Genomic DNA, 21,313 nt, shown 5'->3' on the forward strand with positions numbered 1-21,313 from the left:
TTAAAAATCTTTTTCTTGTACAACATAGTTGCCGCCTAAAATTGTTTTTAAAACTTTAGGGTTGGTATTAGTGTAAAAAATGGGCTCGTTGTCGTTTCCGGGATTAAAGCCGATTTCTTTTAATATATTTTGTGTTTGTCTTGCCACGGCCAAACCAGAATCAATTATCTGAATATGATCGGGGATAATTTTTCTTATTTGAGGGATGAGATAAGGATAATGACTACAGCCCAGTACAAGAAAGTCGATATTGGCTTCAATCATAGGTTGCAGATAGGAGCGAAGTAATTGATCCATCTCTGGTGAATCTATTTGTCCATTTTCAATGAGTTCAACTAATCCGTAACCTATTTGTTCAATGATTTTAGTTTCATAGAACATTTCGGTGGTTTTGTTGAACAATTCACTGTTTAAGGTGCCTTTGGTAGCCAGAATACCAATTACTTGTGTTTTGGAATTAATAGCAGCTGGTTTAATAGCTGGTTCAATTCCTATGAAAGGAACATTGTATTTTGTTCTTAATTCTCTTATGGCATTTGTTGTTGCAGTATTACAGGCAACTACTATGAGTTTGCAATTCATTTCAAGCAGAAAATCAGTGTTTTTCATGCTCAATCGAATAATTTCTTGTTTGGATTTTTCTCCATATGGAGCATTTTTGCTATCGGCTAAATAGATAGTTTTTTCGTTAGGTAAAAGATTGTGAATCTCTTTCCAAATTGAAGTTCCTCCTATGCCTGAGTCAAAAACGCCTATGGGTTGCTTGTTATCCATTGAAACAAATTTAATAGCTAGGAATTAATTTTCCTAAAAAATATGTTATAAAAAAACCGCTCATGTTTCTATAAAGAGTGAGCGGTTTTTTTAGTTTTTATAAGATTGTAAATTAGAATCCTAAGTCTTTTTTAACGTCTGCAGTAATGTTTGGACCATCAGCTAATAAAAGTGTTGAACCGTCTAAAACGTATTGGAATCCTTTAGCTTTTCCAACTTTTTGGATAGAAGCTCTTACTTTTTCCATTAATGGTTTTACGATATCAGATTCTTTTTGTTGTAATTCTTTTTGAGCATTGTCTCTAAAGTCAACAATTCTTTTTTGCATATCCTGAACTTCTTTAGAACGTTCTCCGTTTACAGCATCAGTTACAGTAGTAGATTCAGTTTCGTATTTTTTTAATTTAGCCTGGTATTCTTCTACCATTTTTTTGTAGTCTGCATCGTATGTAGTGCTTAATTTTTCCAATTGGCTTTGAGCATCAAGCATAGCAGGCATTTTTGACATAATCTCACTAACATCTACATGGGCAGTCTTTGCTTGTGCATTGATGGTTTGGTTTGCTCCAAAAACGAATAGAGCAGCAATTAATAAAGTTTTAATTTGTTTCATTGGTTTTAAAATATTAAGTAATTAATTTATTGTTTTAAATTTTGTTCTCTGGCTTTTTTGATAGAGTCTCTTTGTTGAATAATTTTTAATCTTCTTTCTTCTAATGCCTTTTTACGGTCTTCAATAATTTTTTTTCTTTCTTCGATAGTTTTAGTTTTAGCTTCTTCTGCTTTTTGTTTGGCTAACTCTGTTTCGTTTTTAGTATCTGTTGTTACAGTTTTAGGAACTTCGGCTTTCTTAGCTGTTTCAGAAACGGTTTCACTTTTTTTGGCAGCTCTTTCGTTAAGAATTTGTTGTCTTCTTTCTTCTAAGGCTTTTTTACGATCTTCAATCGTTTTGTTTCTTTCTTCAATAGCTTTTGCTTTCGCATCGGCTGCTTTTTGTTTGGCTAATTCTGCTTCGGTTTGAGAGTCAGGTGTTGCAACTTTTTGAACCTCAGTTTTAGCTGTTTCAGAAACCGTGCCATTTTTTTTAGCAGCTCTTTCGTCTATTATTTTTTGTCTTCGCTCTTCGTATTCTTTTTTCTTTTGTTCTACTGCCGCTTTTCTGTCGGCCATAATTTTATCTCTTGCCGCTTTTCTTTCGTCTAATACTTTTTGTCTTTCCGCCAGACCTGGATTATCATTTATAGCGTCTTCTTTGTTTTCTTTTGCCTGTTCTTCAGCTAATTCTTTTTTGCTAAGTTGTTCTCTTTTCTCTGTTCGGTTAATTACTCTTAAGACCTGATCACTAACATCAAATCTTTTATCAGCAAAAAGCAAACTTAAATCAGATGATTTGTCAAATATGAAATCATATTTTTTAGCTTCGGCAATGTCCTGAACAGCGGTAAAAACCTGGTCTTGAATTGGCTTTACTAATAATGCTTTTTGGCTCATTAATAATCCGTTTGGACCAAATCTTTTTTGTTGCAATTCTAATAAATCATTTTCCAAAAAACTAATTTCTGTTTCACGTTCTTCGATTAAAGATTTTGTTAAAAGTGGTTTTTCGGCAGTAAGAGCCTCTCGGACTTTTTTAATTTCTAATTTTTTAGCTTCAATTTCCTGTTTCCATTTCTCTGCTTTCTCTTCAAGAAGCGCGTTAGATTCTTTATAACTATTTACATTTTCTAAAATGTATTCCATGTCAATAAAACCTACCCGGTTACCTCGGGTTGCTTGTGCACTAAGACTGTTAGCAGCTATTGCAGCTAAAAATAGAAATAAAAAATGTTTTCTCATAACTTAAAGTTTTAGAAAATCAGAAACCAATTTTTTTAGAATTGTTGCCCAATTATGAAATGTGTTTCCCATCCATTTGGTTTAGTAGAACCTGGCAAGGCATCAAATCCATGTCCAAAATCAATTCCTAATAATCCAAATGCCGGCATAAATACTCTTAAACCAAATCCTGCTGAACGTTTAATATCAAATGGATTGTAGCTTTTGAAATCATTAAAAGAATTACCCGCTTCCAAAAAGGCCAATGCATAAATTGAGGCTGCTGCTTTTAATGTTATAGGATAACGCAATTCCATAGAGAATTTATTGTACACTGTTGCTCCAGCTTGTGTTCCATTTACGACAGGTGTCAAAGAGTTGTTAGGGTAACCCCTTAATTGTACGGTTTCTCTACCATCCATAGAGTAGTTAGCCATTCCGTCTCCTCCAACAAAAAATCTTTCAAATGGAACTAATCCTCTATCCTGATTGTATGCGCCAAGGAATCCAAATTCAGTTAATGTTCTTAAAACAAATTTACCATAAACTTTTGTATACCAATCAGCTTTGAATTTAATTTTATAATATTCTAACCAATTGAATTTCTTTTGATCCAATTTAGACTGATCTGTATCGGCACTACTATAATCAGATCCTACACTATTGTAAAGTGTTGCACCTGTTGATGCATTTGTTCCTTCTACCGTTACATAGTCACCATTGTTAAGTGGTTGTCCATTGTATCCGGTTGTGTTGGCTCCGGTGTATTTTAATTTGTATTCTTTTTGGTTTTTTAAATCACCGTAATTAATACCATTAAATAATGAGTAAGGAGGTGTGATTTTTGCCGAAATACTAAATTCTGAACCATAGGTTGGGAAAATTGGGTTTACCCCTTTGTTACTTCTGGAAAGTCCTACTGTATAGGCAATGTTTTTTGAAGCACCATCTCCAAATGTAAATAGTCCGACATTATAGTTATTCAAATCATAGCTTTGGTAGCTGATAGATTGAGATAACACAAAAAAGTCATCCGGAACAGTTAACCTTTTAGCAAGCCCAAGTGATACGGTGAAAATGTTAAAACTTCTGCTTTTATCTACTTTGTAAGTAGTGTAGTTGTTTGCAAACTGTTTACTGTATGAAATAGAAGAGCTAAATTGTACCGGTTTTTTTTGTCCAAACCAAGGCTCAGAGAACGATACACTATAAGTTTGGAAGTAAGTACTTCCTTGTAAACGTAAAGATACTTTTTGTCCGTCTCCCATCGGTAATGGTTTGTAGGCGGCTTTGTTTCCAATATTTCTAGCTGAGAAGTTATTAAAAGAGAGTCCTAATGTTCCAATGAAACCACCTCCACCGTAACCTCCCTGAAGTTCGATTTGGCTGGAACCTTTTTCTACCAGATTGTACTCAATATCTACTGTTCCGGCTGCTCCATCCACATTTTTGAATTTCGGTTCGATAGCCTCCGGGTCAAAATACCCTAATTGACCAATTTCACGAACGGTTCTTACCAGTTCGTCCTTGCTGTATTTTTGTCCCGGTTTAGTTCGTAATTCTCTGTAGATAATACGGTCGTTCGTTTTGTCATTTCCTACCACAGTAATATGGTTAAAATAAGCTAACGGACCTTCGGTAACTCTGATTTCAAAATCAATCGTATCATTAGCTGTTTTTACTTCTACCGCATTGATGTTTGAAAACAAATAACCATTGTTTTGGTACAAATTGGTAATGTCTTCACCGTCAGGTTTAGATTTATCAGCAATTCTTTTTTCAAGAATCACTCCGTTGTAAGTTTCTCCTTTTTTGATTCCCAAATAACGTTGTAAATCCTGATCTGAATATACGGTATTACCAAGGAATTTAATGTTACCAAAGTAATATTTATTTCCTTCTTCAACATTGATTTTAATGGCTAAAGAATTTTTTTCTTTGTTGTAGGCAACTGTATCCGAAACAATTCTGGCATCTCTATAACCTTTTTCTTTGTAGGCTTCGATTACTTTTTCTAAATCTTCTTTGTATTTGTCTTTAATGAATTTTGAAGCTTTTAATACGCGAATAGGATTCTTTTGCTTGGTATTCTTCATTGCTTTACGCAAATTTTTATCAGAAATCTTGTTGTTGCCAACAAAATCGATACCGCTAATTTTTATTTTATCTCCTTTATCTACGCTTACAACCATGTTTACCTGGTTAGTAGCCGAGGTGTCTTTTACTATGTTAATATTTGCTTTAGTAGTAAAGTATCCGTCTTTTTTGTATTTATTTTCGATGTAGTTTTTGGTTGTAGTAATAAGGTTTTCATTTACTACCTTTCCTTTTGTTAGTCCGTTATCTTTGATAAAAGTTTCTACTTTACCCTTTTTTACACCAACAAATTTTACATCGTTTAGTTTAGGAAGTTCCTTGATGTCTAAATCAAGATAAATACTGTCATTGTTAATATGATTGATGTAAAAAGCAATTTCATCAAAAAGCCCCAGTTTACCCAGCTTTTTGATGGCAGCACTAATTTCTTCTCCGGGTACTGTAATTTCCTGTCCTTTTTGCAGGCCGGCAAAAGTTACTACAGTCTGGTCATTAAAGCTCAGTTTTTTGGTCAGTTCGACTTTGGCTAAAATGTATTTTTTACCCTGATCAAATGGTACTCTGTCTTGTGCCTTAATTTGTGAAAAACTACCCAAAAATACCAGGGTAAGTAATGCTTTTATACTTTTATTCAACACTAAAAAATTATTTAATTTGTTCACTTGTTTTTCCAAATCTACGTTCTCTTTTTTGATAACTAATAAGCGCCTCATAAAGGTGCTCCTCTCTGAAATCAGGCCACATAACTTCAGAAAAAAACAATTCAGCATAAGCAATTTGCCAAAGAAGGAAATTACTTATTCTGTGTTCTCCACTTGTTCTGATTAATAAATCTACATCAGGTAAATTTTGCGTGTAAAGATGCTCATTTATAATTGAATCGTCAATAGAGTCGATTGAAATTATATTATTTTTAACTTTATCAGAAATCTTCTTTACTGCATTAACTATTTCTTCTCTGGAACCGTAACTGAGGGCTAATGTTAGGGTCATTCGAGTGTTGTTCTTTGTTTTTTCGATTACCTCCAGAAGTTCTTTTTGAGCCGATTTTGGCATCATTTCGATATTTCCTATGGCATTAAGTCTGATGTTGTTATTTTGTAAAGTAACTAATTCCTTTTGTAAGGACTTAATTAATAATTTCATCAGGGTTTCGACTTCAAGTTTTGGTCTGTTCCAATTTTCGGTCGAAAAGGCATATAAGGTTAGGTTTTCAATACCTAATTTAGCGCAGTTTTCAATTGTAATACGTACTGATTTAGTACCATTTTCGTGACCTATTGTTCTTAATAGGCCTTGTTGTTTTGCCCAACGACCGTTGCCGTCCATGATAATGGCTAGGTGTTTAGGGAGATTTTCTTTCTTTATTGTATCTAATATACTCATTTTTTATTCTGCACAATAGCAAGGTTTTTCGCCAAAGGTATAAGTTAATGTTATACCTGAGAAGACATACCAATCATTATTATTTAAATTTCCAAACCGCAATGCGCTCAAACTTTCATCTTTAGGATTGCTTCCGTCCAGATTGTCTGTAAATGCAAAACGGGCTCCTACTTCGGCTCCAAGTACTAAACTTCTGGAAATATTCGATTTTATTCCTAAAATAATCGGAATTGCTATAGCGTTTTTTCCTTTGTTTTTCTTTGTTTCTCCCAGTTCAACATACAAATCGTCATACGCGAAAAAATTAATTCCCGAGGCCACATAAGGTGTGAATTTGTGGTCTAAAGTATGAAGATTGAAATCAAAAAAGTTGAATTCAAGGCCTAAAGATAGTTCTTTTATACTATTTTCAAAATGATAGCCTCTCAGACTTCTGCCAGGCTCTTTAGAATCGCGGTCGTCAGCACTAATAGTAGACTGAGTATAGGAAATTCTCCAGGCGTGTCTGGGACTTCTGTTCCATTTGTATAAAATACCAAAAGCAGGCTCATTAGGAGCGATGTAGGTAGTGTTGCCTACGTCGCCAATATAGTTGCTTCCACCAAGAAAGACACCAATTTCATGTATCTGTGCTTGTGAATTTATACCAAGAAATAAACAAAATAATATGCTTAAAAAATTTTTCATTTTCATAGAAAATTGCCTGCAAATATAATAATTATCAATACTAATCCGTACTCATTAAAATAAATGTACTTTTTTTGAAAAAACAGTTGATTTATTTTAATGAGAAGACGTTTTACTTAAACGATAAACTTAGATTGTAATTGTATAAAAAGGAGTGTAAAGAGATTAATTTCTTTTGTCTTCTCCCCAAAGCAATTTACTTCTTAATGTTTTTAGGAAGGTTTCGTTTGGGATTTCCACCATATTAATTTGGAAAGGTGTTTTCTTTACCGTTAATATTGATTCATTTCCAACCGATGTAATTCTGGAATCCAATGAAACTAAATAGTTTTCTTCCCGGCCTGAAACTTTCAACATAATTTCTGTTTCGTCAGGAATAACAAGAGGTCTTGCATTAAGGTTGTGAGGGGCAATAGGGGTAATTACCAGACTTTTTACATCCGGTGTTAATATTGGTCCTCCACAACTTAATGAATAACCGGTAGAGCCTGTTGGTGTAGAAATAATAAGACCATCAGCCCAATAAGAGTTTAGAATTTCTCCGTTGAGGTACGTTTCGATGGTTATCATCGAGGTGGTGTCTTTTCTGCTCACAGAAACTTCATTCATGGCAAAGTTAATGTCTTTCAGTGATTCGTTTTCCGGAGTAATTGTCAGGCTTAGAAGCGTTCTTTTAGAAATACTGTATTTTTGGTCAATTACAATCTGTAGAAATTTATCGATATTTTCTTTTGGAACTGTAGCCAGAAATCCCAGTCTGCCGGCATTAATGCCCAGAATTGGGATGCCTGAATTTCTAACTAAGGCAGCAGCTCTTAAAATAGTTCCGTCACCGCCAATGCTTAATAACATAGTAAAGCTTGAATCTAATTCTTTATGTGATGAAAAGGTTTTGTATTCCTTTTCAATGATTTTTTTTTCTTGAATTAGAGTTAAGAAATTGGATTCGATGACAATTTCGATATTTCTTTTGTTGAAAAATAAGAAGATGTCTTTTATGATAGGTTCTGTGCTATTTTGATAATATTGACCGTAAATGGCTATTTTCATGAGGCTTACATGTTAAGATATTTGTCCAAATAGTCTGAACGTTCTTTTAAATTGGCTATATAAGAATCTTCGTGGTGTTCTGATATGATTTCGTAATTGTATCTTCTGAAAGTTTGAATAATTTCGTTGATTGCTCCCGAGCTTATTTTTATGGTAACTTCTACACTGCTAATGTCTGATTCTGAAATGAATAATCCTAAGAGTTTTCCGTTGTTACTCTCTACAATCTGGGTGATTTGACTCATGGAGTAATCCAAAATTCCTTTTCTAATTTTAACAATAACACCTTGGTCTTTGATAAAAGGCGTTTGATGAAAGAAATTGATAATATCTTCCATTTCATAATAGCCGACATATTTATTGTTTTCGTCTAAAACAGGAATTAAATTAGAGTGGTTTTTAGCGAAAACTTCTAAAACTTCAAGCCAGAGTGCATCGGTTCTTATAAAAAAGGTTTCAAGGCTGTATTTGTAATCGGCTACTTTTTTTTGTTCTTCAAAAGTTTCAACATCTTCCGCCGAAATACTTCCTATGTATATGTTGTCTTCTACTATAGGGAAATGAGAAAAATTGAAATCACTTAAAAAATCCTTTACAACGGCAATAGACTCTTGGCTGTCAATAGGTTTGAAATCAGTAGTTATGTAGTTTGTAATTTCCATTTTATCTGAGTACTCAATTTTTATGCAAAATAATCAAAAAAAGGCAAAAACGCCTAGCTTTTACTTTGTATTTTTGTAACCAAAATATAGTTTTTCGTAATCAAAAAGTGTTCCAATGACAAAGTTAAGTGTAAACATCAATAAAATAGCTACTTTACGTAATGCCCGTGGAGGTAATGTGCCTGATTTGTTAAAAGTAGCTGCCGATATTCAAAAATTTGGGGGACAGGGAATCACTATTCATCCGCGTCCCGATGAACGTCACATTCGTTATCAGGATGCCCGCGATTTGAAATCAGTTGTTTATACCGAATACAATATTGAGGGAAATCCGCAGCATAATTTTATTGATTTGGTTTTAGAATGCAAACCGGATCAGGTTACTTTAGTTCCGGATGCTATTGGAGCAATTACTTCTTCGGCTGGTTGGGATACAATTACTTATCAGGATTATTTAACTGAGATGATTCAGGAATTTCAAAGAAATGGAATTCGTACCTCAATTTTTGTGGATCCTGTGCTGGAAATGATTGAAGGTGCTAAGAAAACCGGGACTGATCGTATTGAATTATACACTGAAGCATTTGCACATCAATACAGTTTAGGTAACGAAAAAGGGATTGATCCTTATGTAGCTGCTGCCAAATTAGCCAATGAATTGGAATTAGGAATCAATGCCGGACACGATTTAAGTTTGGATAATATTCAGTTTTTTAAACAAAATATTCCGGGCTTATTAGAAGTTTCCATTGGACATGCGCTAATTTCTGAGGCCTTATATTTAGGATTGGAAAACGTAGTTAATATGTATTTACGAAAATTAAAATAGTCATATCTCAAAGATGCGCTAAGATTACGCAGAGAGCCGCAAAACTCAAAGAAGAGTAAACTATAAATCTCTTTGTGTAGCTCTGTGTTCACTTTGCGAGACTTTGTGGAATAATTTTTTAAAATTTAAATAATGCTTTATTCAAAAATAGAAGGAGAAGGAAAACCTTTTTTAATTATTCATGGTTTTCTGGGAATGTCTGACAATTGGAAAACTTTAGGGCAGCAATTTGCCGGAGAAGGTTTTCAGGTACACATGCTCGATATGCGTAATCACGGGCGTAGTTTTCAATCGGAAGAATTTAGTTATGAATTAATGGTTCAGGATCTTTTTGATTATTGTCAGGCTCATTCTTTAGAATCTATCAATATTCTTGGGCATTCAATGGGTGGAAAAATTGCGATGCTTTTTGCAACCCGATATCCTGAAATGGTAGAAAAATTAATTGTTGCCGATATAGGTCCTAAATACTATGCGCCACATCACCAAACTATTTTAGCGGGATTGAATGCCGTGAATTTTTCAGTAAAACCAAGTCGCGCTGATGTTGAGGCAACTTTAAGTCAATACATCACCGATTTTGGAACAAGGCAGTTTTTGTTGAAAAACCTGTACTGGAAAGAACCGGGACAACTGGCATTTCGATTTAATCTGGATGTTTTTAATAAAAAAATTGAAGAAATAGGTGTCCCTTTGCCATCGGAATTGGTTTTTGAAAAACCGACACTTTTTATCCGTGGCGGTAATTCAAATTATATTTTAGACGCTGATGTTGAAAATATAGCTGTTCATTTTCCACTAATGAAATTAGAAACGATACCTAACTCAGGACATTGGCTTCATGCCGAAAATCCGGTTTTGTTTTACCAAATGGTTGTTGCATTTTTATAAAAAAGCGAAAAGATTGAGTTTTTAAATCCTTTCGCTTTTTAAGCTATATGTAAATAATTTTAAGACATTTGCCAATTCCTGAAGGTTATTTTTAATAAGCTGTATTTTTATTAATTATTTCGCATATGGCAGATAATTTTGAAAAAGGCTTTATTGCAGGAAGGGTTAAAGAAAAAATTTTAGATAATACACTAAAAATTTTTTCGTTGTTGGGAATTTTCCTGATACTACCAGTTTTGGCCAGAGATAATTGGTGTTTAACGGATAAAAATATTATTTTTTTTATCGGAGTTATTGTTGTGGTAATAACTTATATTTTCAAAAAAAATATATTTATAAATTTAAAGATTTTTACAGTCTTTTTTTTAGCTTTATGCATACTGTTTCAGGGATTGTACAGTAAAGGAATATTTTCTCCTACACCGATATTTATTGTTGCCAATTCTGTTTTGTTATCCTTTTTTTTAGACAAAAAAAGAGCATATTATGCAATCTTCATTTACATGGTTGTTTATGTTTTTTTTGCTTACCTCTTCATAAATAAATATTTAGTGTACACAAGTCATATTGAAGAATTTGAACTAAATGCTAATATGTGGGCTATACGTGGTATAGTACTTTTTTTAATCTCAGTTGCTTTAATTAATATTTCGGGATATTATAATAAATTGATTTTGAATAATTTTCGAATCATTGAAAGTAAAAATGCTGAATTAAATGAATACCGTGAGAATTTAGAAAATCTTGTTATAGACAGAACAAAAGAATTGGAGCAGTCGTTAATGAGGGAAAAGGAATTAGGGATTCTTAAAACTAATTTTATTTCAATGGCATCTCATGAATTCAGAACTCCATTAACTTCAATTCAGGGATTAACTGAGTTGGTTTTGAATTATTTCGATCGATTAACAATAGAGCAAATTAAAGAGCGTTTAAAAAAGATTAATGTCGAAGTGACTAACATGACAAACATGTTGGAAGATGTTTTAATTATAGGTCAGGTGGATTCAGATAAAATTGTTTTTACTCCGATAGAATTAAATCTGGTTGAGTTTGTCAAGGAAATTATTTATGAATACCAATTGTTTAAAATAGCAAAGCGAGAAGTCGATTTTCGGTTTGTTTCGGATGAAATAGTTTGTAATGTTGACATTAAGCTTATGAAACAAATAGTATTGAATTTGTTTTCCAACGCATTAAAATATTCTGAATTTCCTAAGCCTATTTTGATAAGTTTTTTAAAAGAAAATGATAGCGTGATTTTTTCTGTAACCGATCAGGGAATTGGAATTTCTAAAAAAGAACAAAAGTTAATTTTTGAACCGTTTTTCAGGGCTAATAATGTAGAAAATATTCCGGGAACCGGATTAGGATTAACTATAATTGAAAGAGCTGTCAATATGCATAATGGGAAGATAGAAGTGTTGAGTGAACTAGGTAAAGGAACAACTTTTAGAATTGTATTACCATGTAATAATTAATTGAATTAAAAATGGGATTGGCTAAAATTTTAATAATTGATGATACTAAATCAATTCTGGACGTCTTAAAAGATTTTTTTGAATTTGAAGATTTTGAAGTTTATGTTGAAACAAATGGTCAAAAAGGTATAGAAAGTGCATTAGAAAATTTACCTCATTTGATACTTTGTGATCTAATGATGCCAATCAAGAATGGCTATGAAGTTTACGAAGAATTAAAAGCCAATCAGATTACGAAGGATATTCCTTTTTTATTTTTGACTGCAGATGTAAATATTCAGACTAAAATGAATGATTTAGGAGATAATTCAGTGGATTATATCCTTAAACCGTTTAATTTGAGTAAAGTAATGGAAACAGTTAAAAGAAATTTAGCTATAGATTAGTAAATGTTCCAAAACTTGAAAACGAAAATTTTGTTGCAATGAGCTTGTGTAAAGTTCATTTTTGAAATCATTTAATGGGTTTTTAAAAAATAGAAAACAGTAACTTTTTTAAGTTGCTGTTTTTTTTAGGGCAAATTTTGATAAATGTAAAAAAAACACTTATGTTTGTTGCTTTCGAAAAATCGGCTATTATTTTTCTTAAATGAAATCAAAAAACTAACTGAAAATTAAAATTATATGAATGCAATTATTGGCTTTTTTATGAGAAATAAAAGAATAAAAAATCTCAGTCTGATTATATTAGCAATTACTGTTTTTCAAAGTTGTACTACTTTGAAAAATGGAAATAAACATTCTTTAAAAGAAAAAATGGAGGCTTATTTAATGGTGTATTTTAAAGATGATACCCACGGATTGTATTTTGCGTTAAGCAAAGACAGCTATACATTTACCGATGTGAACAATGGAAATCCTGTTATTGCAGGTGATACTATTGCAGAACAAAAAGGGATTCGCGATCCTTATATTATGCGTGGTAATGATGGCTATTTTTATATGGCAATGACCGATTTGCATATTTACGGCAAGCAAAAAGGTTATCGTGATACGGATTGGGAGCGTCCCGGGGATAAATATGACTGGGGAAACAACAGGGATTTGGTTTTGATGAAATCGAAAGATTTAATTCACTGGTCGCATTCTATTTTAGATATCGATAAGGCTTATCCGGAGTGGAATGTGGGTTGTGTTTGGGCTCCTGAGTTGATTTATGACGAAGTGAAGGACAGAATTATGATTTATTTCACGATGCGTAAAGGCAAAGGGAAAACCCAGTTGTATTATGCTTATATGAATAAGGATTTTACAGCATTGGAAACTACTCCCGAAATCCTTTTTGAATATCCTGATAGTACAAAACAGGTTCTTGATGCTGATATTACAAAACTGCCTGATGGAAGATTCTGTATGATGTATGTGGCACAGGAAAATCCGGGCGGTATTAAAATGGCATTTTCGAATAAAATAAACAGTGGTTATGTATATCAACCGGAACAGGTTGATTTTGAAAAAAAATCATGCGAAGCTCCAAATGTTTTCAAGCGTTTAAGCGACAATAAATGGGTGTTGATGTACGATATTTTTAGCGTAAATCCACATAATTTCGGATTTGCAGAAACTACCGATTTTAAAACATTTACTAATCTTGGTCATTTTGACGAAGGCGTGATGAAACGTACTAATTTTACGGTTCAAAAGCACGGTTCAGTTATTCATTTAACAAAAAAAGAAGCGCTGCAATTAGCGAAACATTGGGGTACGAACTTTTCATTTGAAAAATAAAAACAGCATAACATGAATAAATATTTAGTAAAAACAATTCTTTTTACGATTGTAAGTTTTTCAGGTTTGCTTGCACAAAATAAAAAGATGGAAGGCTATCTGTTTGCTTATTTTGAAGGCAAAGGACCAGGCGAAAAACAAGAGCAACTGCGTTTTGCCGTAAGTGATGATGCGGTGAATTGGAAAGCCTTAAATAATAATGAGCCCGTTGTGGCATCTAAAGATATTTCCAATACTGGCGGTATCCGTGATCCGCATATTTTAAGAAGTGCTGACGGAAACAGTTTTTATATTGTAGCTACCGATATGAATACTAAAAAAAATGGTTGGGATTATAATCCGGGAATAACCTTGTTGAAATCGGATAATTTGCTGGATTGGAAATCAAGTGTGATTGATTTAGAAAAATTATATCCGGTGAAATTCAAAGGAATCAAATGGGTGTGGGCGCCACAGACTTTTTATGATACTAAAGCCAAAAAGTATCTGGTATATTTTACGGTTCGTTATTATGACAATTTAAAATTGGATTTTTATTGTGCCTATGCCAATAAAGATTTTACTGGTTTTGAGAGTGAACCTAAGTTATTATTTAGTCCAAAAGACGGCGCTATTGATGGAGATATTATTTATAAAGACGGAACCTATCATCTATTTTATAAAGGAAATACCAAAGACGAGAATGGAAAAGAAATCAAAAATGGTATCAAGCAGGCTACCAGTAAAAAATTACTGGGGCCTTGGAAAGAAAACTTTGAGTATTTAGATTTTTATGCTGATAAAAAAACAGGAGTAGAAGGTTCTTCAGTATTCAAACTGAATAATAGTGATGATTATATTTTAATGTATGATTTGTATTCAAGCGGACGTTATGAATTCCAACGTTCTAAAGACTTATATCACTTCACCGATAAGACCGAATCGTTTACAAAAGATTTCTTTCCACGTCACGGAAGTGTGATTAGCATTACAAAAGAAGAAGCACAGCGTTTAAATGAAAAGTGGGGTGGAGTGCCACAAAGTTTATTGACTTCAAAAGACGGGACATTTCGTTTTAAGGCAGAAGGAAACCCGATAATCAAACATAAATTCACGGCTGATCCGGCTGCTTTTGTTGAAAAAGATACACTGTGGTTGTTTACAGGACACGATTTTGAAGGAGGACAAAAAGGCTATAAATTGAAAGATTGGCTGGTTTTTTCTACCACCGATTTAAAAAATTGGACTGAATATCCTGTACCGCTTAAAATTGAAGATTTTAAATGGGACAAAACCGATGACGCTTATGCAGGGCAAACCATTAAAAGAAATGGAAAATACTATTGGTACATTAGTACAAATGGTTCCGGAATTGGGGTGGCTGTAGCTGATAAACCACAAGGACCTTATAAAGATGCCATTGGAAAACCGTTGTTGACCAATGCTGATTGCTTCGCTTCAACACATTCCTGGACTTGTATTGATCCTTCAGTTTTTATAGATGATAATGGACAAGCCTGGTTGTTTTGGGGGAATGGTGTTTGCTATTATGCCAAACTAAAAGAAAATATGATTGAAATTGACGGAGCAGTTAAGAAAATTGATTTCGAAGGATTGCAGTTTACCGAAGCGCCTTGGGTTCATAAAAAGAATGGAAAATATTATCTTAGTTATGCAACTGGTTTCCCTGAAAAAATTGCCTACGCTATGGCCGATAATATCGAAGGACCTTATGAGTACAAAGGAATTTTAAATGAAATCGTAGGAAATAGCAATACTAATCATCAGGCTATTTTAGATTTTAAAGGCAAGTCGTATTTTATTTATCACAACGGAGCAATCCAGACCAATGGTTCTAGTTACAGCCGCTCTGTTTGTATTGACAAATTAGAATACAATAACGATGGTACTATAAAAAGAGTTGTAATGACTAGCGAAGGTGTTTCGAAATAGGACTGAATACAGATTATAGCAATTTCTTTTTTTAAGAAATTGCTATAATTTAAAATAGTAGTACTTTTGGAGTAATAAATATTAAAAGTAAATGAAATTAATTATCAGAGTTCTGACTACTTCTATTTTGGTTTTGCTAATTTCTCATTTTATGCATGGGGTACATGTGGCAAGTTTTACTACGGCACTTTTTGTTGCCATTGTTTTAGGTTTACTAAATATTTTTATTAAGCCCATTTTGGTATTGTTTACGTTGCCAATTACTTTTTTTACATTGGGATTGTTTTTATTAGTCATCAATGGATTAATTATTATATTATGCAGTAGTATTGTAGGAGGTTTTACTGTCGATAATTTTTTCACAGCCTTACTTTTTAGCATCATATTATCTGTTTCACAATCTATTGTGAATCTCTTTGTAGGGGATAAGTAATTTATAAAATAATCATAAATCAAATTGATTTTGCTTTTGCGATAGCAAATTTTAGTAATTTTGTATTTCGAAGATAAAGAAATGAATAAATTCTACATCATATTAATAGTATTACTAGGCTTCTTTTTGATGCCTGGCAACACTTATGCATGTGGATCCGGTTCAGGTAAACATTCTTGTAAAATGGTAATGTCTTCCAAATCAAAAATGCAGGATTGTTGCAGTAAAAAATCAAAATCTAAAAACAAAGGTTGTACCGGTAAGTGTGGACAATCCATGTGTAGTGTTTCTCCGGTAAATATTGGGATTACTGCTCCAATGCAATATGAAATGCTAAAACCTCTTTTTAGTATTATTGAAAAAAAACAAAATTTTTCTAATGCAATATCTGTCGTTTCTGATGGATATACTTCTCTTTGGCTTATTCCTAAAATAGGCTAAAAATCTTTTCTGATAGCCATAGGTGTATCAAATTCAAAGCAACTTAGCTTAATCATTTAATTTATCGGCAATTTTAATTTTTAAATTATAGCTTAATAGCTATTGTTTAGTTATTGATTTGTCATATTCATCTTCAAATTATTTTATAATGAAATCAATCAAAAAAGTATTGATGGCAATTGTTGTATTGCTGTCAGGTGTTGCTGTACAGGCACAAATAAAAAACGTAAAAACGCAAACAGTAAAAATTTATGGAAACTGTGGAATGTGTAAGAAGACTATCGAAAAAGCCGGGAATCTTAAAGATGTAGCTCTGGTCAATTGGAATAAAGACAGCAAAATAGCTACTTTAACTTATGATTCGACTGCAACAAATCAAGAGGAAATTTTAAAAAGAATTGCCCTGGCAGGATATGACAGTGAAAAAAATAAAGCTTCAGCGGCTGCCTATGATGCACTTCCGGGTTGTTGTCAATACGATAGGGAGCTGAAAAAGTGAAGCATTAATATAATGTGATACTATTTGTCGATTTTCTGTATTTTTTTCTAAAAGTTATTATTTCCTGCTCTTAAAAAAAGAGAAATATAGATTTAGTTTGCGGCAAATGGCAGCTAGTATTTCATCGTAAAATTTAAAATAATGGTTAGAAAATTAATAGCACTTTCTTTAAAAAACAGGATAATAGTTCTGTTGATTTCCGCCTGTTTATTTGGATGGGGAGTTTACAGTGTGCAACAAAATCCTATCGATGCCATTCCTGATTTGTCTGAGAATCAAATTATTGTTTTTACGGAATGGATGGGCAGAAGTCCTCAGGTGATTGAAGATCAGGTGACTTATCCTTTGGTTTCTAATTTGCAGGGGATTCCGAAAATTAAGAATATCCGGGCTTCTTCGATGTTTGGGATGAGTTTTGTCTATATTATTTTTGAGGACAAGGTTGATCCGTATTGGGCAAGAACCCGGGTGTTGGAACGATTGAATTATGCCCAGCGACTGTTACCTGAAAATGTCGTTCCTACTCTTGGACCTGATGGAACCGGTGTAGGTCATGTATTTTGGTATCACTTGGAAACAAATGGAATGGATTTGGGAGAACAGCGTGCTTTGCAGGATTGGTATGTGAAATTTGCTTTGCAAACCGTTCCGGGCGTAGCCGAAGTAGCTTCTTTTGGTGGATTTGAAAAACAGTACCAGCTGGTTTTAGATCCGCTCAAAATGCAATATTATAATGTCAGTATGATGGAAGTCATGCAGGCGGTTAAAACCAGTAATAATGATGTGGGCGGCAGAAAATTTGAAATGAGTGACAGGGCTTATATCGTCAGAGGTTTAGGATATATCAAAAACATCAAAGATATTGAGAATATCGCCATTAAAAATTACAATTCGGTTCCTGTTAAAGTAAGTGATATTGGTTCGGTACAAATGGGAGGAGATTTGAGGTTGGGGATTTTTGATGCTAACGGTGATGGAGAAGTAGTAGGGGGAATTGTCGTGATGCGTTATGGCGAAAATGCCGATAAGGTAATTCAGGCGGTCAAAGCCAAGATGAAAGATGTCGAGAAAGGTTTGCCGGAAGGAGTTAAATTTAAGACTTCTTATGACCGAAGCGAATTGATTGAAAAAGCTATCGATTCGGTAAAAGGTACTTTGCTGGAGGAGATGATTGCTGTTTCAATCGTTATTCTTCTATTTCTTTTTCATTGGCGTAGTGCACTTATTATTCTGATTCAATTGCCTATTTCGGTTGCCGTTGGGTTTATTTTGCTGGAAGCTTTTGGGATTTCTTCCAATATTATGTCGCTTACCGGAATTGCTCTGGCGATAGGTGTCGTGGTTGATGACGGAATTGTTATGGTCGAAAATGCCTATAGAGGCATTTCTGAAAAACAGGAAGCAATGGAAATTAATCAATAATCTGTCACAATGAAAAATATATTTAAAAATAGAATTAAAAAAGAGCAGGATCCATTGTCTGCAGAAGAGAGAATGAAAATTGTTGAGGACTCTTCCAAATTAGTAGGTCCGGGTGTTTTTTATTCTACACTTATCGTGATTGCTTCTTTTCTGCCTGTTTTTTTGTTAACGGGAATGGAAGGAAAACTTTTTAGTCCGCTGGCCTGGACCAAATCATTTATACTTATTGTCGATGCATTTTTGGCAATAACACTCACTCCTGTTTTAATCAGTTATTTGTTAAAAGGCAAATTACGTCCTGAAGGGAAGAATCCGATAAATAAAAAACTGGAAAGTTTATACACTCCTGTTTTAGTTGTTTGTTTGAAATGGCGCAAAACTATTTTAGCAATAAATGTAGTAGCTTTGTTGATTGGAGGATTGATGTTCACCCGATTAGGGTCGGAATTTATGCCTCCGCTGGATGAAGGTTCCATTTTGTTTATGCCGGTTACTTTGCCTGATGTTTCGAATACTGAGGTGAAGCGAATTTTGCAGGTTCAGGATAAATTAATAAAATCAATTCCTGAGGTAAGTCATGTTTTGGGAAAAGCGGGTAGAGCCAATACAGCTACTGACAACAGTCCAATAAGCATGATTGAAACGATTGTGTTACTCAAACCTCAAAGTGAATGGAGAGAGGGAAAAACCAAAAATGATATTGTAACTGAAATCAATAATAAGTTGCAAATTCCGGGAGTAACTAATGGTTTTACGCAACCAATTATTAACCGAATTAATATGCTTTCTACAGGTATTCGAACTGATGTAGGAATCAAAATTTATGGAACGAGTCTGGATACCATTGATGCATTGTCCCAAAAAATTAAAAAAGCCTTAGAAGGTACTTCGGGTGTAAAAGATTTGTTTGCAGAGCCAATAACGGGAGGGAAATATATTGATATTATTGCCAAAAGGGAAGTGATTGGCCGATACGGACTTAGCGTTGATGAGGTCAATAGTGTAGTTGAAGCAGCAATTGGCGGGATGACTTTGACTTCTACCATAGAAGGAAGACAGCGATTTTCCGTCAACGCCCGATATGCGCAGGAATACAGAAACAGTCTGGATGCCTTGAAAAAATTGCAGGTTCAAACCATGCAATACGGACCAATTCCATTAGAAACAGTTGCTGATATCAAAATAAGTGACGGACCGCCGATGATAAATAGTGAAAACGCCATGCTTCGCGGAAGCGTTTTGTTTAATGTTCGGGATCGGGATTTAGGCAGTACAGTAAAAGAAGCACAGGATAAACTGAATGCGATGATGACCAAAATGCCTAAAGGGTATTATGTGGAATGGAGCGGACAATGGGAAAATCAGATTCGGGCTAATCACACTCTGGCTTTGATCCTTCCGATTGTAGTTTTAATCATCTTCCTGATTTTGTATTTTACTTATCGTTCTATGAAGGAAGCTTTGATTACCATGATAACGGTCCCTTTTGCCTTGATTGGCGGGATATTTATGGTTTATTTTTATGGAATTAATCTTTCGGTTGCCGTTGCGGTGGGTTTTATAGCTTTATTTGGAATGGCAATAGAAACGGCTATGCTGATGACGATTTATTTGAACGAGGCCATGAATAAAATGGTGGCTGAACATGGAAATAACAGAGAAACTCTTAACGAAGACATAATACGGGAATATGTAATCGAAGGTTCGGCCAAAAGATTGCGACCAAAATTAATGACGGTTTCGGTTTCGCTTTTCGGATTAGTGCCAATTCTTTGGTCGACCGGAACAGGAGCCGATGTTATGATTCCGATTACCGTTCCGCTTATTGGCGGAACCATATCTTCTGTTATTTATGTATTATTAGTAACACCGATTGTTTTTGAGATTACCAAATTAAGGGAATTGAGAACAAAAGGTAAAATAGAACTTATCGATGCGAAATAGTAATTTTTATATCATTATTGGGTGTTTGCTTTTGAATGTTTCTACTCTTTTGGCACAAACGCTTTCATTGGATGAAATTTTGACAATCATTAAAAACAATAATCCTCAATTGAAGATGTACGATGCCGATATCCAAAGTATGGATGCTGCTGCAAAAGGAGCTAAAAGCTGGATGGCACCCGAAATTAGTACGGGATTTTTTATGACACCGTATAACACCAAAATGTGGAAAGCGGATGGAATGAGCCCGGGAATGGGATCTTATATGATTGGTTTTACACAAATGATTCCGAATGCTTCCAGACAAAAAGCAGATGCGAATTATATGAACGCCATGTCTTCGGTTGAAGCCGAAAATAAAAAGTATACCATTAATCAGCTGAACGCTTTGGCGAAAACTAATTATTACCAATGGTTGGTTTTAGATAAGCAAACTAAAATTGTCAAGGAAAATCTGTTGCTTTTGGAATACATGATAAAAAGTATGGAAATCCGCTATCAGTACAATATGGATAAATTGCCCACTTATTATAAGGCAAAATCCAGTTACAATGAGCTGCAAAGTATGGAGGCCATGTTGCGAAACAATATTGCGCAAAAAAGAATTGTACTCAACACCCTGATGGCTAGAGATAAGGATGCTGTTTTTGAAATTGATACCAATTATGTGGTAAAAGATTTTGATACTCTGATATCGGATACGGCTCTATTGGCTCAAAACAGAAGTGATGTTAAAGCAATTGACAAAACAATCGAATTGAATCAGTTGAAAGTGGAAACCGAGAAAGCAAAATTATTGCCGGAATTTGGAATCAAATACGATCATATGTTTGCTTTTGGAGATGTGCCGCAACAATTCTCTTTAATGGGAATGGTTACACTGCCAATGCCCTGGTCGACTAAAATGAATAAATCCAACATTAACAGTATCAAGATTAAAAACGAAAGTCTCGAATGGCAAAAACAAATGATACTAAATGAGGCTTCAGGAATGATTACAGGAATGTCCAGTGAATTTGCTACGCTGAAAAAGCAATATGATATTGCCGAGAAAAGTATTATTCCTGCCCTGCGACGCAATTATGATACGGCAGTTCTGGCCTGGCAAAATAATACAGGCGATTTGTTTGTGGTACTCGATGCATGGGAAGCGCTCAATATGGCTCAGATGGAAAAGTTAAACAAATTGCAAGCCATCCTGAATACTCAGGTTGAGATTGAAAAACAACTGGAAACAAAATGA

General features: G+C 34.0%; 17 protein-coding genes and 2 pseudogenes. 11 read left to right on the top strand and 8 right to left on the bottom strand.

Annotated features, from left to right (window positions below; genetic code table 11):
- The 8 genes from murI to BLR17_RS05345 all read right to left on the bottom strand — a co-directional run bounded on the left by murI (position 1) and on the right by BLR17_RS05345 (position 8,471).
- The gene (murI, locus tag BLR17_RS05310) at positions 1 to 774 is read right to left on the bottom strand and encodes a glutamate racemase (protein ID WP_066326971.1); all 774 of its coding nucleotides are present in this window, start codon (positions 772 to 774) and stop codon (positions 1 to 3) included.
- A gap of 112 nt (positions 775 to 886) precedes the next feature.
- Positions 887 to 1,387 (bottom strand): OmpH/Skp family outer membrane protein, encoded by a 501-nt coding sequence (locus BLR17_RS05315; protein WP_066326966.1) that lies wholly within the window; start codon positions 1,385 to 1,387, stop codon positions 887 to 889.
- A gap of 26 nt (positions 1,388 to 1,413) precedes the next feature.
- Positions 1,414 to 2,610, bottom strand: a complete 1,197-nt coding sequence (locus BLR17_RS05320) for an OmpH/Skp family outer membrane protein (RefSeq protein ID WP_066326964.1) — start codon at positions 2,608 to 2,610, stop codon at positions 1,414 to 1,416.
- 35 nt (positions 2,611 to 2,645) lie between these two features.
- Entirely contained in the window at positions 2,646 to 5,399 is a 2,754-nt protein-coding gene (locus tag BLR17_RS05325) for a BamA/OMP85 family outer membrane protein (protein WP_066326961.1), read from the bottom strand.
- Entirely contained in the window at positions 5,332 to 6,072 is a 741-nt protein-coding gene (locus BLR17_RS05330; RefSeq protein WP_066326959.1) for an isoprenyl transferase, read from the bottom strand. Before BLR17_RS05330 ends, BLR17_RS05325 begins: the two co-directional genes overlap by 68 nt.
- A 3-nt stretch (positions 6,073 to 6,075) precedes the next feature.
- Positions 6,076 to 6,759 carry a type IX secretion system protein PorG gene (gene porG, locus BLR17_RS05335; protein ID WP_066327547.1) on the bottom strand — a complete coding sequence of 228 codons (684 nt, stop codon included), beginning with the start codon at positions 6,757 to 6,759 and terminating at the stop codon, positions 6,076 to 6,078.
- A 165-nt stretch (positions 6,760 to 6,924) separates the two neighbouring features.
- Positions 6,925 to 7,809, bottom strand: coding sequence for an NAD kinase (locus tag BLR17_RS05340; RefSeq protein ID WP_066326956.1), 885 nt, complete (start codon positions 7,807 to 7,809; stop codon positions 6,925 to 6,927).
- A gap of 5 nt (positions 7,810 to 7,814) precedes the next feature.
- Positions 7,815 to 8,471 carry a CBS domain-containing protein gene (locus BLR17_RS05345; RefSeq protein ID WP_066326955.1) on the bottom strand — a complete coding sequence of 219 codons (657 nt, stop codon included), beginning with the start codon at positions 8,469 to 8,471 and terminating at the stop codon, positions 7,815 to 7,817.
- Positions 8,472 to 8,586: 115 nt separating this feature from the next.
- On the opposite strand from BLR17_RS05345, the gene BLR17_RS05350 reads away from it, so the two are divergent.
- The 11 genes and pseudogenes from BLR17_RS05350 to BLR17_RS05405 all read left to right on the top strand — a co-directional run bounded on the left by BLR17_RS05350 (position 8,587) and on the right by BLR17_RS05405 (position 21,313).
- Complete coding sequence (locus BLR17_RS05350) at positions 8,587 to 9,300, top strand: pyridoxine 5'-phosphate synthase (protein ID WP_066326954.1); 714 nt, start codon at positions 8,587 to 8,589, stop codon at positions 9,298 to 9,300.
- Positions 9,301 to 9,432: 132 nt separating this feature from the next.
- Positions 9,433 to 10,191, top strand: a complete 759-nt coding sequence (locus BLR17_RS05355; protein ID WP_066326953.1) for an alpha/beta fold hydrolase — start codon at positions 9,433 to 9,435, stop codon at positions 10,189 to 10,191.
- Between the two features lie 125 nt (positions 10,192 to 10,316).
- Entirely contained in the window at positions 10,317 to 11,672 is a 1,356-nt protein-coding gene (locus tag BLR17_RS05360) for a sensor histidine kinase (protein WP_066326952.1), read from the top strand.
- Positions 11,673 to 11,683: 11 nt separating this feature from the next.
- The gene (locus BLR17_RS05365) at positions 11,684 to 12,058 is read left to right on the top strand and encodes a response regulator (RefSeq protein WP_066326951.1); all 375 of its coding nucleotides are present in this window, start codon (positions 11,684 to 11,686) and stop codon (positions 12,056 to 12,058) included.
- Between the two features lie 237 nt (positions 12,059 to 12,295).
- Positions 12,296 to 13,399: a glycoside hydrolase family 43 protein gene (locus tag BLR17_RS05370; protein WP_083189282.1), complete on the top strand. Its 1,104-nt coding sequence runs from the start codon at positions 12,296 to 12,298 to the stop codon at positions 13,397 to 13,399.
- A 12-nt stretch (positions 13,400 to 13,411) separates the two neighbouring features.
- The gene (locus BLR17_RS05375) at positions 13,412 to 15,331 is read left to right on the top strand and encodes a family 43 glycosylhydrolase (RefSeq protein WP_139068340.1); all 1,920 of its coding nucleotides are present in this window, start codon (positions 13,412 to 13,414) and stop codon (positions 15,329 to 15,331) included.
- Between the two features lie 91 nt (positions 15,332 to 15,422).
- Entirely contained in the window at positions 15,423 to 15,764 is a 342-nt protein-coding gene (locus BLR17_RS05380; protein WP_074517128.1) for a phage holin family protein, read from the top strand.
- An 81-nt stretch (positions 15,765 to 15,845) separates the two neighbouring features.
- Positions 15,846 to 16,205 (top strand): hypothetical protein, encoded by a 360-nt coding sequence (locus tag BLR17_RS05385; protein WP_066326946.1) that lies wholly within the window; start codon positions 15,846 to 15,848, stop codon positions 16,203 to 16,205.
- A 148-nt stretch (positions 16,206 to 16,353) separates the two neighbouring features.
- Positions 16,354 to 16,698, top strand: a pseudogene (locus BLR17_RS05390) (heavy-metal-associated domain-containing protein); the annotation flags it as partial.
- 147 nt (positions 16,699 to 16,845) lie between these two features.
- Positions 16,846 to 20,070: pseudogene (locus BLR17_RS16560) on the top strand (efflux RND transporter permease subunit).
- Positions 20,060 to 21,313, top strand: coding sequence for a TolC family protein (locus BLR17_RS05405; RefSeq protein WP_066326941.1), 1,254 nt, complete (start codon positions 20,060 to 20,062; stop codon positions 21,311 to 21,313). The pseudogene BLR17_RS16560 and the gene BLR17_RS05405 overlap by 11 nt, the downstream one beginning before the upstream one ends.

Source organism: Flavobacterium glycines (assembly GCF_900100165.1).
GTDB classification, from domain to species: Bacteria; Bacteroidota; Bacteroidia; order Flavobacteriales; family Flavobacteriaceae; genus Flavobacterium; species Flavobacterium glycines.